Origin of the sequence: Pandoraea pneumonica (assembly GCF_049918595.1) — a bacterium.
GTDB classification, from domain to species: Bacteria; Pseudomonadota; Gammaproteobacteria; order Burkholderiales; family Burkholderiaceae; genus Pandoraea; species Pandoraea pneumonica_A.
Window position 1 is genome coordinate 135,817 of record NZ_JBNCRZ010000008.1, and the last position, 15,237, is coordinate 151,053.

20 protein-coding genes are annotated in these 15,237 nt (G+C 63.0%); all 20 read left to right on the forward strand.

The window, feature by feature from the left end; translation table 11 throughout:
- Positions 1 to 15 precede the first annotated feature (15 nt).
- A complete protein-coding gene (locus ACPWR9_RS24850) occupies positions 16 to 747 on the forward strand; it encodes a flagellar hook-basal body protein (protein ID WP_426301623.1) in 732 nt (243 codons plus the stop codon).
- Positions 748 to 807: 60 nt separating this feature from the next.
- Complete coding sequence (flgG, locus tag ACPWR9_RS24855; protein WP_426301625.1) at positions 808 to 1,602, forward strand: flagellar basal-body rod protein FlgG; 795 nt, start codon at positions 808 to 810, stop codon at positions 1,600 to 1,602.
- 8 nt (positions 1,603 to 1,610) lie between these two features.
- Positions 1,611 to 2,609, forward strand: coding sequence for a flagellar basal body P-ring formation chaperone FlgA (gene flgA, locus ACPWR9_RS24860; RefSeq protein WP_426301627.1), 999 nt, complete (start codon positions 1,611 to 1,613; stop codon positions 2,607 to 2,609).
- Positions 2,606 to 3,187, forward strand: coding sequence for a flagellar basal body L-ring protein FlgH (locus ACPWR9_RS24865; RefSeq protein ID WP_426301629.1), 582 nt, complete (start codon positions 2,606 to 2,608; stop codon positions 3,185 to 3,187). Before flgA ends, ACPWR9_RS24865 begins: the two co-directional genes overlap by 4 nt.
- Before the next feature lie 8 nt (positions 3,188 to 3,195).
- Entirely contained in the window at positions 3,196 to 4,359 is a 1,164-nt protein-coding gene (locus tag ACPWR9_RS24870) for a flagellar basal body P-ring protein FlgI (RefSeq protein WP_426301631.1), read from the forward strand.
- An 11-nt stretch (positions 4,360 to 4,370) separates the two neighbouring features.
- Complete coding sequence (locus ACPWR9_RS24875) at positions 4,371 to 4,745, forward strand: flagellar basal body protein (RefSeq protein ID WP_426301633.1); 375 nt, start codon at positions 4,371 to 4,373, stop codon at positions 4,743 to 4,745.
- 30 nt (positions 4,746 to 4,775) lie between these two features.
- Positions 4,776 to 5,204: a flagellar basal body rod protein FlgC gene (gene flgC, locus ACPWR9_RS24880; RefSeq protein ID WP_426301635.1), complete on the forward strand. Its 429-nt coding sequence runs from the start codon at positions 4,776 to 4,778 to the stop codon at positions 5,202 to 5,204.
- Positions 5,201 to 5,512, forward strand: coding sequence for a flagellar hook-basal body complex protein FliE (fliE, locus tag ACPWR9_RS24885; protein ID WP_426301637.1), 312 nt, complete (start codon positions 5,201 to 5,203; stop codon positions 5,510 to 5,512). The genes flgC and fliE overlap by 4 nt, the downstream gene beginning before the upstream one ends.
- Before the next feature lie 34 nt (positions 5,513 to 5,546).
- On the forward strand, positions 5,547 to 6,992 hold the full coding sequence (fliF, locus tag ACPWR9_RS24890) for a flagellar basal-body MS-ring/collar protein FliF (protein WP_426301639.1): 1,446 nt from the start codon (positions 5,547 to 5,549) through the stop codon (positions 6,990 to 6,992).
- A complete protein-coding gene (locus ACPWR9_RS24895; RefSeq protein ID WP_426301641.1) occupies positions 6,989 to 7,561 on the forward strand; it encodes a hypothetical protein in 573 nt (190 codons plus the stop codon). The genes fliF and ACPWR9_RS24895 overlap by 4 nt, the downstream gene beginning before the upstream one ends.
- Complete coding sequence (locus tag ACPWR9_RS24900; protein WP_426301643.1) at positions 7,558 to 8,424, forward strand: FliH/SctL family protein; 867 nt, start codon at positions 7,558 to 7,560, stop codon at positions 8,422 to 8,424. The genes ACPWR9_RS24895 and ACPWR9_RS24900 overlap by 4 nt, the downstream gene beginning before the upstream one ends.
- Positions 8,417 to 9,724 carry a FliI/YscN family ATPase gene (locus tag ACPWR9_RS24905; RefSeq protein ID WP_426301645.1) on the forward strand — a complete coding sequence of 436 codons (1,308 nt, stop codon included), beginning with the start codon at positions 8,417 to 8,419 and terminating at the stop codon, positions 9,722 to 9,724. The genes ACPWR9_RS24900 and ACPWR9_RS24905 overlap by 8 nt, the downstream gene beginning before the upstream one ends.
- Entirely contained in the window at positions 9,721 to 10,224 is a 504-nt protein-coding gene (locus ACPWR9_RS24910) for a hypothetical protein (protein WP_426301647.1), read from the forward strand. Before ACPWR9_RS24905 ends, ACPWR9_RS24910 begins: the two co-directional genes overlap by 4 nt.
- On the forward strand, positions 10,217 to 10,987 hold the full coding sequence (locus ACPWR9_RS24915) for a hypothetical protein (RefSeq protein ID WP_426301649.1): 771 nt from the start codon (positions 10,217 to 10,219) through the stop codon (positions 10,985 to 10,987). The genes ACPWR9_RS24910 and ACPWR9_RS24915 overlap by 8 nt, the downstream gene beginning before the upstream one ends.
- 26 nt (positions 10,988 to 11,013) lie before the next feature.
- Entirely contained in the window at positions 11,014 to 11,415 is a 402-nt protein-coding gene (locus tag ACPWR9_RS24920) for a flagellar hook capping FlgD N-terminal domain-containing protein (RefSeq protein WP_150691555.1), read from the forward strand.
- Positions 11,416 to 11,428: 13 nt separating this feature from the next.
- Entirely contained in the window at positions 11,429 to 12,607 is a 1,179-nt protein-coding gene (locus ACPWR9_RS24925) for a flagellar hook protein FlgE (RefSeq protein ID WP_426301651.1), read from the forward strand.
- Positions 12,608 to 12,888: 281 nt separating this feature from the next.
- The gene (locus ACPWR9_RS24930) at positions 12,889 to 13,449 is read left to right on the forward strand and encodes a FliM/FliN family flagellar motor switch protein (protein WP_426301653.1); all 561 of its coding nucleotides are present in this window, start codon (positions 12,889 to 12,891) and stop codon (positions 13,447 to 13,449) included.
- Positions 13,446 to 13,838, forward strand: coding sequence for a FliM/FliN family flagellar motor switch protein (locus ACPWR9_RS24935; protein ID WP_426301655.1), 393 nt, complete (start codon positions 13,446 to 13,448; stop codon positions 13,836 to 13,838). Before ACPWR9_RS24930 ends, ACPWR9_RS24935 begins: the two co-directional genes overlap by 4 nt.
- A gap of 5 nt (positions 13,839 to 13,843) precedes the next feature.
- Complete coding sequence (locus ACPWR9_RS24940) at positions 13,844 to 14,314, forward strand: flagellar biosynthetic protein FliO (protein ID WP_426301657.1); 471 nt, start codon at positions 13,844 to 13,846, stop codon at positions 14,312 to 14,314.
- Positions 14,311 to 15,237, forward strand: a complete 927-nt coding sequence (gene fliP / locus ACPWR9_RS24945; RefSeq protein WP_426301659.1) for a flagellar type III secretion system pore protein FliP — start codon at positions 14,311 to 14,313, stop codon at positions 15,235 to 15,237. The genes ACPWR9_RS24940 and fliP overlap by 4 nt, the downstream gene beginning before the upstream one ends.

Here is a 15,237-nt window from a genome sequence, read left to right on the forward strand (position 1 = left end):
GGAGTCACGACGTTCATGACAGATATTCTCGCGGTCGCGCTCTACGCCATGCAGGACGATATGGCGCGACTCAATGGCGTGGCCAACAACCTCGCCAATCTCTCAACCCCCGGTTACAAGCGGCAGGTGCCGGTCAGTGCGGGTTTTAGTGCGATGGTCTCGGGCTTGTCTGGCGACGCGTCGCAGAACGTTGCACAGGCGAGTACCGGCGCGCTCGCGCAACGCATCGATCCCAGACCCGGAACCCTGAAACGAACCGGCGCCCCGCTCGACCTCGCGATCGCTGGCGATGGCTTCTTCGAAATCGCGACACAAAGCGGCCCGGCGTACACGCGCAAAGGCAATTTTCACGTCGATACCCGAGGTCGCTTGGTTACCGAGCAAGGGGACCCCGTCATGGGTAAAGGGGGCGAGATTGCATTGACCGGAAGCCATCCGGTGATCGATAGCGCCGGCAATGTGGCAGAGGACGGCCGCGTTGTCGCGCAATTGCGCGTGGTTCGATTCGAGCGTGCGCAGAACATGACGTCCTTGGGCTATGGCGCCTACGCTGGCGGCGATTCCGGTACGACCGTTCAGGATGTCGACCTGCAAGTTCGTCAGGGATATCTGGAGAACGCCAACGTCACCAACATGCAGGAAATGGTGCAACTCATGCAGACCATGCGGCACTTCGAGTCGATGCAGAAGGTGGCGCAGGGGTATGACGACATGCTTGGCAACGCCATTCGAAAACTCTCGGAGTAAGTCCGGCAGGCCGGCAACGATCTCATCAGAACGAGACGCGGAACACAACAGGAAACGAAGATGATCGACGCACTCTACATTGGCGCCACGGGCATGCAGGCGCAGCAGCTCAACGTGGACACCATTGCGCAGAACCTGGCCAACGTCAACACGACGGGATACAAGCGCAACACGGTGAGTTTCACGGATTTGATCGCTCGCGAAGTCACGTCGGTGGCGCGCGCGGCCGAGTCCGCCGTGGGCGGTCCGCTCGCGGTACTGCCGCAGCTCGGCAGTGGCGTTGCGGTCGGCCACATGGCCAAAATTTTCGATGGCGGCGATATGAAAAAGACGGCCGCACCGATGGACCTCGCCATCCAGGGCGAAGGTTTCCTTGGCGTGACGCTTGCGGATGGCAGCGAAGCGTATTCACGCGGCGGCACGCTGCGCGTCAACAGCGATGGCCTATTGGCCACTGCCAGTGGCTACGCACTGCGTCCCGGTATCACCATTCCCGATAACGCGCAGTCGCTCACGATCGCGGCTGACGGCACCGTGAATATCACCATCGCCGGGCAGGCGACGCCGGTTGAAGCCGGCCGTCTGGAGTTCGTTCGATTTACGGACGCTGGATCGTTGACCGCGCTGGGTGAAAACACATATCGCGCGAACGAGGCGTCTGGCGCCGCCATCCAGGTGACCCCGGGACAGAACGGAGTTGGAACGTTACAGCAAGGGTTTCTCGAAGGTTCGAACGTCAAACTCGTCGATGAAACCGTTGGCCTGATGGTCGCCCAGCGTGCCTATGAAGCCAGCGTGAAAGTCGTTCAGGCGGCTGACGAAATGCTGGGCATGGTCAACAACCTGCGTCGTTGAGCGGGGCAATGAGCGTCGGCGCATGGCTGCGGCGCGGCTTGGCCTCGATCGCCTTGTGTTACGCCTGCGCGGGACATGCACAGGCTCAGCAAAGCCCCGATGCGGAAGTTCGCCTCATGGGGCAGGCCAGCGTCACGCGGCCGAGCGTGAAATTGGCGGACATCGCCGAAATTCGCGCGGACGACGCTGCCCTGCAAGACCGTCTGGCGTCGATCGACCTGGGGCCTGCACCACCGGTCGGCGCACCGGCACGATTGACCCGCGAGGCACTTGAGCGCTGGGTCAATGCGCAGGTCGGGCGGGCGAGCCGTGTGCAATGGCGTGGCGCGAGCGCCGTTCAGGTCGACACCCGAACGCAGGCGCTTGCTTGGGAGCGGTTGGACGCGTTGGCCCGGCGCAGCTTGCAAGATCGGATGGCCGGGGAGGTGAGCGATTTACGACTCACACCCATCGACCGAGGCCAGTCGATCGATTTGCCTCCGGGCACGATCGATCTGGTGGCGAGGGAGTTGCCGCCGGGGACGATGGGCGCGGTCGCGACAGTGTGGATCGACATTCGGGTGGACGGTCAACCCGGCAAGACGGTACCGGTGAATTTTCGCGTCGAGGGCAAACGGCGCGTATGGGTGGCGCTTAGCGATCAATCGCCCGGTGTCGCGGTGTTCCCCGCCGCGTTTGAAATGCGGGACATGCCGCTCGACGCGGTGCGCCGCACACCGATGTCGCTCGAAGGCATGACCCAATCTGCGCTGGCCGCGACAAGGCTGCGGCGAGTCGTGCGCGCTGGGCAAGTGTTGGGCGCCGACGACGTGGAGTCTGCGCCGGACGTCACCCGGGGCGGGACGGCGATGCTCACTGTGACGTGGGGCGCGGTCGTGGTGGAGAGCCCGGTCGAGGTGCTGCAAGACGGTCGGCAGGGAGAGTTGATTCGGGTGCGCCCCAGAACATCGAGCGAAGCGGTGCTGGCGCGGGTGGTGGGACGAGGGAAGCTGGAGATAACGCGATGAGTGGAGTGAAGGGGTGGGCCGCCTGGGCGATTGGGTTGGCCCTGGTCTGCAATATGGCCATGGCCGAGAGCCTGTACCGCGAGGAGACGTTCCGACCGATCACGGCGGACAACAAGGCGTTTCGCGTCGATGACGTGCTGACCGTGCAGGTCTTCGAGAACGCGAGCGCGACGAGCAATTCGGATACGACGACCCGCCGTTCCAACGACATCGCGGCAGACGTGAATCTGACGCGCAATCCGTCGATTGCCGCCAGCTTGGGCGTGAAAGGCGACTTCGACGGGGGCGGTAGAACGCAGCGCGCAGGGCGCTTGCTTGCGCAAATCACCGTTGCGGTCAAAGAGGTCATGCCGAATGGGGATCTTCGCGTCGCCGGTGAGCAGATGCTCACCATCAACGATGAGCAGCAAAAGATTCAATTGGAAGGTCGAGTGCGCCCGCAAGACGTGTCCGATGGCAACGTGGTGCTGTCCACGCGAATCAGCGATGCGCGCATCAACTATGTCGGCTATGGCGATCTCGCCGAGCGGGGGCGACGAGCCTGGTGGCGTAAGGCCTTGGATTTTCTCGGATTCTGATGCACGCAATGAACAATATTCGTCTGATTCGTACGGGTGCGATCCGTGGCCTGCGATGCGCGCTCATCGGCCTGTGCATGGCACTGGCGCTGCCTGCCGTGGCGGCGACCGACGACAGCGATCGTGTCCGTATCAAAGATCTGGGGCACCTCAAGGGGTGGCGCGAGAACTCGCTCGTGGGTTACGGCATCGTGACCGGCTTGGCCGGTACCGGCGACTCACCCACCAACCGCACGACGCGACAGGCGCTGGCCAACGCGTTCTCGCAATTCAACCTGACGGTGGCGCCCGAGCAGATTCAAAGCCGAAACGTCGCCGTGGTCATGGTCACCGCCTCGTTGCCGACGTTTGCCCGCGAGGGCGATACGCTGGACGTGACGGTGACGTCGGCTGGCGACGCGCGCAGTCTGGTTGGCGGTGCGTTGCTGCTGACGCCGCTCAAGGCACCGAACGGCCGCGTGTACGCGCTCGCGCAAGGGTCGCTGACGGTGGGGGGGTACCGCTATGACGCCAACGGCAACGTCGTCCAAAAGAATCACCCAACGGTCGGCGATGTGCCGGGCGGCGCGACGGTGGAAGTCGGTGTGAGCGCGGACATGCTGAGTGCCCGCAAGACACTGACCTTCGTCTTGACGGACCCGGATTACACAACGGCGTCGCGAATTGCGGCCGCGATCAACGGCCAGGTGTTGCCCGGTGTCGCCAGCGCGCGCGACGCCGCAGGTATCGAGGTGGCTGTGCCGGAAGGTCGAGAAGCGCACTTGGTGGACTACATCGCCAGTCTCGAAAACGTGACGGTCGCCCCCGATCGTCGTGCGCGCGTTGTGATCAACGAGCGCACGGGCGTTGTCGTCTCCGGGGGCGATGTCCGCATCGCGAAAGTCGCCATCTCGCACGGCGATCTGAAGATTTCGATCGTGACAGAGAACGTCGCGTCCCAGCCGATGTTCGTGAGTCGTACCGGACCCGGCGTTCGTACCGCAATCGTTACCAACTCGCGGGTCGACGTGGACGAGCAGAACGGGCCGGGCTTTGTCGCAGCACAGCACAACACCGTGGCAGATCTCGTCCAGAGTCTGGCGCGCATGAAGACCAACACGCGAGACATCATTTCGATCTTGCGCGCCTGCAAGGCGGCCGGTGCGTTGCGTGCCGACCTCATCGTTCAGTAAGGAGACAACGAATGTCGTCAATTTTTGAAACCGCAACGGTCCAGCAGATCGCTTCCGCGTTGGACCGTGCGGTGCTGCGTCAGCAGGTCGGCGCCGCAAACATTGCGAATGCGAACGTTGGCGGCTATATCGCCAAGCAAGTGACGTTCGACGCGCATATGACCGCCATGGGCGGGAGCGCGCAGCGCGCCCCGACCCCGGGTGCTCTGCCGGCTGGCGTGACAGTGCGCGATCGTCTCGATAACGATGGGCTACCTCAGCCAGTGCAACTCGATCAGGAAGTGGCCGAGCTCTCGCAGAATTCGCTTCATTTCCAGGCGCTGACGAAGGCGTTGGGAAAGCAGTTCGCGGTGCTGGCGGTCGCTGTCGCCGACGGTAAGCGATAAGCCTCTGAACGAGAGACCCAGGAGACCTCAATGGATTTCAGTCAGACCTTTGCCATTAGCGCGGCCGGCATGCAGATCGAGCGGTTGCGCGTCGACGTGGCTGCCATGAACCTCGCCTATGCCAACACGCTGCAAACGCAGGACGGCGGCTACCAGCCCATGCGGGTCGTCGCGCAGGTGACCGGGCAAGCGGCGCCATCGTTCAGCGATACGGTGACCCGTTGGCTCGGCAACACCGAACTGGCTGTGGCGTCTACCGGTGCCGCGCCGCGTCAGGTGTACGAGCCGGGCAACCCGTTTGCCGACACACGCGGCTACGTCCACTACCCCAACGTGGATTCGGCAACTGAAATGATCAACATGATGAGCGCAACGCGCGCTTACGAGGCCAATATCGCCGCGATGAATATCGCCAAGACGATGGCCGTGAAGGCGCTGGAAATCGGAGGGGCCGCATGAGTATCGAGGCGACAAGCGCGGTAGAAGCCTTGTTGGCGAGCGGCGATGCGGCGAGCGGCGTTCAGGCGTTGTCGGCATCGCCTGCGGGCATGGACTTCGGTGCCACGGTGACGCAGGGGTTGGCGCAGGTCAATGAACAACTGCTCTCGGCAAACACGCAGATGCATGCGCTGGCGAGCGGCAACGTTGAAAATTTGCATCAGGTCATGATGCGTCTGGAAGAAGCCGGGCTGACCTTCCAGCTGTTCATGCAGGTGCGCAACCGAGTGCTCGAGGCGTATCAGGAAGTGATGCGCATGCAGGTATGAGCCGGCATTTAATGACATTGTTTGGGGAACGGTTGTGAGTGGATTCTGGCAAGGGCTTGACCGGCGTGCCCGCACCGGCTTGATCGCCGGTGTGGTCGTGATCGTCATCGCGTTGGGTATGGGTACGTGGTGGCTTGCGCGCGGCGAGTATCAGACGTTGTTCTCCAATCTGAGCAGCGAAGACATGGGCGTCATGGTGGCGGAGCTCGATCGGATGAAGGTGCCGTACCGCATCGCCGACGACGGCCACGCGTTGCTGGTCGACAAGGACGCGGTGCTGAAAACGCGCATCAAACTCATGGCCAAGCCGCTGCCGTTGCATGGCGCCGTGGGCTTCGAGCTGTTCAACAATGCCGACTTCGGCATGACCGAGTTCGCGCAGAAAGTGAACTATCAGCGCGCTCTGCAAGGAGAAATTACGCGCACGATTCTGTCGCTGGATGAAATCGAGAGTGCGCGCGTGCATCTCGCAACGCCGGAAGAGGGACTGTTCAAGCGGACCGACGCGCGCGGTAAGGCATCGGTGACGCTGACCATCAAACAGGGAAGAACGTTGAGTTCCGAACAGGTAAGCGGCATTCAACGGCTCGTCGCGGCCGGCGTGACGGGCATCAACGTTCAAGATGTCACGATCGTGGATCAGCACGGCATCGCGCTTACCCGTGCGGCGCGTGCCGCGGGGGTGTCGAACGGCGGTAACGACACGCTCGACATGAAGCGCGATATGGAGACGTATCTGACCCGCAAGGTCGACGCGGTGCTGCGCCAGGCGCTGGGCGAGGGCGAGGCGCTCGCCAGCGTCGACGTGACCCTGGATATGCAGGATTCGCAGGTCACGACCGAAGATGTCACGACGCAGCCGGGCAAGCCCGGCGAGCCGGGTGCCGGTGTGCTGGTGCGCGAGCGTGAAGTCATACAGGAAGGCAACACGCCGCTGGCCAGTCGCGTGGGCGAGAACGGTACTGGGGCGAGCTCGCAACGAGAGTCGGAGTATCAAGTGGGTAAGCGCGTCGAGCGCCGTACCCAGAGCGCCGGCACCTTGCGCAAGGTCGATGCCGTCGTCATTACACGCAAGCCGCTCGACGCGGCCGCCATGGCCCGTCTGCGAGACGCGGTGTCCGCGGCTGTTGGCGCCGTGCCAGGGCGTGGCGACACTGTCGTCGTGCAGTCGTTCGACGTTTCCACGAAGGCATCGAGCGGCGCTTCAGCAGTCGCCGACGTGCCGGGCGCGTCGGCATCGGAACAGACCAGCGTGGCACCTGCAACATCCGCGCGGGTGATTCAGTGGCTCGGCATCGTCTTAGGGGCAGTGGTGGCATTGGCCGCGCTGATTTGGGCATTCGCTTCGTTCGGCCGTCGCCCCGTAGCGGCGCAACCGGAACGCTTGACGGGGCCGCAGCGCGACGCGGCGATGCTCAAGCTTCGCCATTGGATGAGCGATGCGGCACCCGTGCAGCAGGTGGAAGGAGAGCGCTCATGAGCGAGGCTCTGCGCCACGCGGCACTGACGCTTCACGCGATGCACCCTGACGATCGTCAATGGGCGCTGCATGCGCTCGATGGCCAGCAACGCGATGCGCTAATGCCGCTTCTCGATGAGTTGCGTGAGCTGGGCATTCCGCAGGACCCCACGCTGCTGAGCTCGCTTTCCGAGCCGGACACCGTTCGCCCCGTGCCCCCCGCCGGGCAAGACGGCATTGACCTCGATGCCATGCCGGCAGACGTCGTCACTGCGGTATTGCGTAGCGAGCCTGTGCGCTATGTCGAACTGCTGCTGGGCTTGCACCCTTGGGCATGGCGTAACGCGTGGCCGGTGGCCAAGACGGCGGCGAGATCGGTCGAGCGAGCGGGCGAACAAGCGATTTCTCCGCAACTGGGCGAGAGCATGGTTCGTCATACCCGCAATGCGTGCGAAGCGTATATGGCGCGAGGCGCGCATGGGCGAGCGCAGGGACGGGATAGCGAGCCCGCGCCCAAGTCGGGGTTTGCGACGTGGACACAGCGGTGGACGCAGCGTCGCAGCCGTAGCCGAGCAGGGAGCGCCTCATGATCGACAGCCGCTCGTCGTTCGATGCCGATGCTGACGTGCTCAAGGACGTGTCGCTGCAAGCGACGCCGCGTGTTCTCGCGCGCCGTCGCGCTGTACCGCCGGTAACTGGGCAACATCTCGCGTCCGCGCAGCACGGCCAAACGGGGGCGGTGCAACCTCATCAGGATGACATCGACGTGCTGGCGGACGACGGCGCGACTCGCGATGCCGCGTACCAGTTGGCTCGCCGAGAAGCGGGGTATGAGGAAGGCGTTCGGCAAGGCTTCGAGCAGGGTTACGCGCGAGGCTTGGCGGAGGGAACCGAGAAGGGATTCGAGCAAGGGAAAACAGAAGGTCGCGCATCCGGCGAGCGCGAAGGGCACGAAGCGGGCTATGCGGCGGGCTTGCAAGCCGCACGCAGCGATATCGACGTGCAACTCGGCGAGTTGCGAGAACGGGCCGAAGCGCTGCTGGAAAGTCTGCATGCCGAGCGCGCCGCAATGCGAGAGGCAGCGGAGAGCGACATCGTCGAATTGGTCTATGCGTCGATCTGTCGCATTGCGGGTGAAGGTGCGATCAATCGTGACGGCGCGCGCGCCATGATTCGCCATACGATCGCGCAAGCGTCGCCGTCGCGCGTGTTGCGGGTGCGCGTGCATCCGGACGATCTCGGGTGGCTGCGTGAGACGTCGACGGCAGGCGATCCACAGTGGGTCGGAGACGACAGCGTCATGCTGGGTGGTTGCATTGTCGAGACCGATGCTGGCACGCTCGATGCCCGCCTCGAAGCGCAATTGGAAGCCGTCGCACGCGCCCTCGGCGACGTGCGCAAGGCCAGAGCGGCGGGCGCCGCACTAACCCCACAGGCGCGTCCCCATGCGTGATCACTACCTGGCCGGATTGTCTCGTGCAACGCTGATTTCCCGAACGGGGAAAGTGACGCGCGTTTCTGGCCTTGCCGTGGAAGCAACGGGCACCGGTGCCGGTATCGGTGACGTTTGCGAAGTGCTCGGTGACGACGGTTCGCGTCGCCCCGCAGAGGTGGTGGGGGCGAACGGCGAACGGGTGACCCTCATGCCTTACGGGGTCATGTCGGGCATGAAAGTGGGCGACTGCGTGTTGCCTGGCGGTGCGCTGGCGCAGGTGGGTTTCGGTCCGACCTTGTTGGGCCGGGTGGTTGACGCCTTCTGCCGACCGCTCGACGGCCGGGGCGAGATTGAAGGTTTGTTGCCTCGTGCACTGTCGGGCGGCGCCATCAATCCGATGGAGCGGCCTCGAATCCACGCAGTGTTCGAGACGGGCGTGAGAGCCATCGACACGCTGCTAACGCTCGGTCAGGGGCAGCGTGTCGGTATCTTCGCGGGCAGCGGCGTAGGCAAGAGCAGTCTGCTCGGCATGATGGCGCGCAGCGTGCGCAGCGACGTCAACGTAGTGGCGCTGATCGGCGAACGCGGACGCGAAGTACGAGAGTTCATCGAAAAGCACTTGGGCGAAGAGGGGCTGGCGCGGACAGTGGTGGTGGTCGCGACGTCGGATCAACCGGCGCTGATGCGCATGCGCGCAGCCCGCGCGGCCATCGCGATCGCCGAAGGCTTCCGCGCCATGGGCAAGCAGGTGTTCTTGACGATGGATTCCGTGACGCGCTACGCCATGGCGCGCCGCGAAGTCGGGTTGGCGGCAGGCGAACCTCCGACGGCACGTGGCTATACGCCGTCGGTGTTCACGGAGATTCCCGAGTTGTGCGAGCGGTGCGGTACAGCACCGGGTGGCGGAGCCATTACGGCAGTCTTCACCGTGCTTGTCGATGGCGATGACTTCAACGAGCCGGTGGCAGATTGCCTGCGCGCCACGCTCGATGGGCACGTCGTGCTGTCGCGTGAGTTGGCGCATAAGGGGCATTTCCCGGCGATTGACGTGTTGCGAAGTGCCAGTCGCGTGATGCCGGATGTGATAGACGAGACGGACGCTGCACTTGCACGCAACTGTATCGAGCAAATTGCATTGCTGGATCAGCACCGAACGATGATCGATATCGGCGCCTATACCGCGGGCGCGAACCCAGCGATCGACGCCGCCATTGCGTTGGACGAGCCCTTACGCGACTTCCTGCGGCAGGCGCAAGGCGGGGTAGCACGCGCGCTCGCGCTGAATGAATTGCGTCAGCGGTTGGGAGGCGCGTCGTGAGCGTCGATCGCCGGGGGTTTCGATTTTCGCTCGAACCGCTGCGTCAGCGCGCGGCGTGGCAATTGAATGCCGCGAGAGATGCGCTCGGCAATGCCGTCACGGCGACGCAACAAGCAATGGCAGGAAGAGATGCGTTGCAAGCGGAATTGCAGACGCAAGCACAGCGGGTGGACGGCGCCGGTGTGACTGACGGCTCGCGGCTCGATGTGGGGCAGCGAATGGCGTCGATGGCGTATTTGTCGACACTTCACGTCAAACTCGACGAAGCCACGGAGCGTGTCGAAGCGTGCGAGCGGTCAGAAACCGAATGCCGGGAAGCGTGCGCGAATGCGCAGATGGACGTCGAACGTCTGGACAGAGTACGGCAGGGCCAATGGGACGCGTACGTTCGCGAGCAAACTGCGCTGGTCGCACGCGAGGCGGACGCCGATTGGATTGCACGCACCGCGCACTTGAAAGAGGCGGGCGACGGGCCTCGCCAGGGAGAACATCGTGATTGATGCCGCATCGAGATTTCTGGCGCCGCCTACTGAGGACGACGCTAGGCGCACCGGATTCACACCGGACGTCAATCCGGCGTGGCGGGGTGTCTGGCAAGCGGCGATGGAGCGCACGCAGACGCAGTCGTGGTTTCACGGGGCGCCGCCGGCAGGAGACGAGCCGCCTACGTCCGCGGGGAGCGCGCCAGCCGACGAGGCTGATTTGGAGCGTTCGCCTGGACGACAAGACCTCGAGGCTCTCGTCGTTTCCGGCGAAACACCGGCGCCCGTCGAGTTGGCGATGCCGGTGTTGCCGACCGCGACGTTCATGTCGACGCAGGTGGCGCGGCTTGAGTCACCGGTTGCCCTGCGCGATACGGCGTATGCCGCCGGCATCGTGGCAGAACCACAGGTCGACGCTGGCTATGTCGAAGGCGTAGACGAACCTGGGCCGAGCCAGATCAGCGAGGACGACGTTGTGCCCCACGCGAATGCGCAAGCCGTTTTGCGCGAATGGTTTTCGAGCCGGCCAGTACCGGTGCGGTGGCATGTGGCTTGGACCGATGGTGGTGTGGCCGTTTGGCTTGGCGTCGCGGCATCGCATGCCGACGCCACCGGCCCACTCGTGCAGGAATTACACGCCGCCCTGACGGATCGCGGTATTCCGGTGCGCAGTGTGACGGTTAATGGCGCGTTGGTGCCGGTGCTGCAAGGCGGCATGCAGGAAGAAAAATTCGCAAGTGACTATGCTGCCGTCGAGGCGCAAGTCACGCCGATTCGATAACACTGGATATTTTCGAGGAGCGCAATATGGCCGTAGGCTCGTCACCGTCGATCGACAGCTCGACGCTGCAATCGTCCTCGCTGGGTATGCAGGATTTCTTGAAGATTCTGCTCACGCAGTTGACCTATCAGGATCCGCTCAAGCCCATGGACAACCAGCAGTTCATGGCGCAAATGGCGCAGTTCACGACGCTGGAGCAAACCCAGCAACTCAACGACAAAATCAGTCAGTTGATTTCGACGCAGGCGACGCTACAGTCGGTCGGTCTGATCGGCAAGACAGTCGACGCCACCACGTCGAGTGGATCAATTACCGGCACGGTCACAGCGCTCACGCTCGACCAGAACACGCCGCAGTTGACGATCAAGACGACAACCGGTGCTTCGCTCACCGGCATTTCGCTCGCGCAACTCACCGCTGTTCGCTAACCGGAGGTAGACGATGCTCGATTCCATCTACGTTGGCATGTCGGGGCTGCTGGGCTATTCGAATGCCCTTCGCGTCATTTCGAATAACACGGCCAACATGAATACACCGGGGTTCAAAGCCTCGGCGGCACAATTCACGGACTTGTTCTACGACAACTCCCAAGCCGGTCGCGGCAACGGACCGAATTATGGTCAACTCGGCCACGGTATGACCAGTGCTGGCGTCACGGTCAACTACACCGCCGGTGAAATACGCTCCACCGGGCGCTTGCTCGACGCAGGTATCGATGGCATTGGCTGGTTCGTGCTGCGTCAAACGGACGGCAACTACACCTATACGCGCGCGGGGCAGTTCGACATCGACGCGGATGGTTGGTTGATTAATCGCAACGACAGAAGCCGCGTGATGACGTTGCAGAACGGTCAACTGAGCGACGTGAACATTTCCGGCATGCGCACGACGCCAGGCAAGGCGACGAGCGCCGTGACGTTCAACGGCAACTTGTCGAGCACGGCAACATCGCAGGACGTCGGGAATATTTCCGTCTATGACCAGACGGGGACGTTGCACACCTTGAGCATGACGCTGACCAACTTGGGTACGTCGGCCTCGGGGACCTGGCAGATCAACGTCACCGAGGGCGGCACAACGGTCGGGACGGGGCAGCTCGCGTTCGTCAACGGCACGCCAACGGCCGCGACATCGCGCTTCACGTTTGCCTATGCCCCGCTCGGCGGCGATCTCACCTTCGACTTCACCAAAGACGTGACGTCGTATTCCGGCGGTAATTTCTCGACGATCACGGCGGGCGGTCAGGACGGCTACGGCCCCGGCAGCGAAACGCAAGCCAGCTTCGATGAGGTCGGCAATCTTGTGCTCGGTTACTCGAATGGGCAGTCGGTGAAAGTCGCACCGTTGGCACTGGCGAACTTTCGTTCGACGGACGACATCCTCGCCATTGGGGGAAATCAGTTCAAAAGTTCGAACGCTTCTGGCGTGTCGTACGGGAAGGCGGGCGATAGCGTCTTTGGAAAGCTCAAGACCAGCTCGGTTGAAATCTCCAATGTCGACCTATCGCAGGAGTTCAGCGATCTGGTCATCATGCAGCGCGGCTACCAAGCGTCGTCGCAGGTGATCACGACGGCGAACGACATGCTCCAGCAGTTGTTCACCATGAAGGGCGGACGATGAGCGCAGTGTCTTCCAACGGTGTGCCGTGGCGCGCGTTGCACGCTTGGTCGAAGCAGCAGTGTTCCGCCCTCGAGTCGCACTGGTGCGATCAGCTTCGGTCTTTCATGGCGCAATGGTCTGCGGGAGCGACGCTTGAGAACGACGTCCGCGTGACGACGGCCGTGCCCGAGCCTCACGAGAAGGCTCACGCAGTTCTGGGGTTGTACGCGACGCAGGATTCGACCTCTCAAGCTTGGCTGTGGGCGAGCTCGGGGTCAGGTACTCAGTCGGTGCCCCGAGCGATGGCTGCGGCACTGTTCGGTCATTCGGCGGGCGCGTTGGGCGAGGCTTCGCTCGGTGTTGCGTGTGACGCCCTCGCAGTGCTCGCACAGTCGCTTGGGTTCGATCGATACGAGACGGAACACGCGCTGCCCTTGGCATCGCTGGCCGAGCCTTGGGCGGGTGGCCTGTGGCTTTCGTTCTCGATGGGAACATCTCGCTGGACTGTGGCCCTATCGGCGCGCGCAGTGGAACGGCTCGTCGAGCGCTTGGGAGTGCCGTTGCCGACACCTGACGCATCCAGGATCCAACGACATGCCACGGTGCCTTTGCGCGAGGCGGTGGGCAATGCCCGGGTGACGTTGCGTGCGAAGTTCGCGGGCCCGTCGCTAACGCTTGGCGCTCTGGCGGATCTGAGAGAGGGGGATATTGTGGCCCTCCCGCACGACCTGTCGACGCCGCTACGAATCGAGACATCAACAGGCGACCCCGTCTGCTTCGGCTATCTTGGCCGCCGTGCCGACAGGCTCGCCATCGAGCTGACAGGGGGCGATACGTCCCTGAATTTTCAGGAGCAAAAATGAACACCAGCACACTACGTGCATTTGACGGGCACGAGGGTCATGACGACGCCGTGGAGAATCCTCACGGAACCGGGCGCCGCACGGCGAGCGCGCTTCAGTTCGAGGCGCTTGACGATCTCGACGCGCCCAAAGATGGCGCATCGGTGGCTAGCCTGCACCCGCTTCGCAATGTGAAGGCTCGCGTCGACGTCATTGTCGGCAGCGTGGAGGTTTCCGTCGGCGAATTGCTCGACGCGAAAGAGTCTCATGTGCTCACCCTCGATCGGGCATTGACGCATCCTGTCGATCTGGTTGTCGAAGGGCAGGTCATTGCGCGTGGGCAATTGGTCGCGGTTGACGACAGGTTTGCTGTGCGCATCACCGAGTTGCCGGCGCCATTAGCACTGTGAGCGTCATGACGCATTTCCAGAATTCGGTGCGACACGCGTTGTTGCTTCCGATGGTCGGCTTTTATGCGCTGACGGCGGCGTTGCCCGCGGGGGCTGTCGAAGTGGCGTCTTCGCCGTATGCATCGTTGCCGCTGGTGCGCGACGACGGGGCTTCCACGATGTCATCGGCGCGTATCGCCATCGGTATGTTGCTGCTTCTGGCACTCGTGGCTTGGTTCGTACGCCGCCGATTTGCCGCCAAGCCGACGTCGCTCAATGGGATGTTCGGGATGCGCATGCCGCGTGCAGGCGGATCGGAAGCGGCCCCCCGTGTGCAAAGCGTCACGCGCCTGAACGGTAACGTGAGCCTCCATGTCGTCGAATGGCAGGGACACACGCTGCTGCTCTCGTGCGCGGGCGAGACCGTAACGGTACTAGAGCGTGTTCGCAAGGACGCGATGCCCGGTAATGACTCGACCGGGGCGCGCAGCGAATGAAGCGGTATTTCCATTGGCTCGCGGTCGTCTTGGTGATGCTGAGCGCACTTGGCGCACTCGGTGGATTTGCCGCGCCGGCCTACGCACAGACGGAAGGCACCCCCGCAGACGTGGGGAATAGCGCCGACCTCTCGGACATTGCACGTGATGCGAGCATCATGCAGGCGTCGCCATTGAGCCAGGCGGCGCGCGATGCGAAAGCTGCGGCATCGCCCAAGCCGCATGTGCCCCGCTTGAGCAAGCCATCGGCCGGGAAGGCTAACACCAGTGCGCCCCCCGCTAAGAGCGACGAAGACCGCACGGCATTGGCGTTGCGAATTGCTATCGGGTTGACGCTGGTCGCAGTGGTGCCGGGGCTGCTGGTGTGCATGACTGCGTTCCTGAGAATCATCATCGTGTTGTCGATGTTGCGCCATGCGATCGGTATGCAAGAAACGCCGCCGAACACCGCGCTGATCGGTATCGCGATCTTTCTTACGATGTTCACGATGGCGCCGGTGATTCAGACGGTGAATACGACGTCGTTGCAGCCGTTTCTGGCGGGCAAGACGACGCCGGAGCAAGCTTATGAGCGCGGCATCGTGCCGCTGCGCGAATACATGGTGCGACAGACACGAGAGCAGGATCTTGCGCTGATGGTCGAACTCTCGCGTGCGCCTCAACCGCGCGACATGAACGACATTAGCAACGTGCAATTGATCCCGGCCTACATGCTGTCCGAATTGCGCGCGGCGTTTCAAATCGGATTCATGGTGTTCTTGCCGTTCATTCTGATCGACTTGATCGTCTCGAGTTTGTTGATGGCACTGGGCATGATGATGATGCCGCCCGCGACGATTGCGCTTCCACTCAAGATATTGATGTTCATTCTCGTGGATGGATGGGGGCTGCTGCTGCGCGCCTTGGTTGGGTCTTTCCACTGA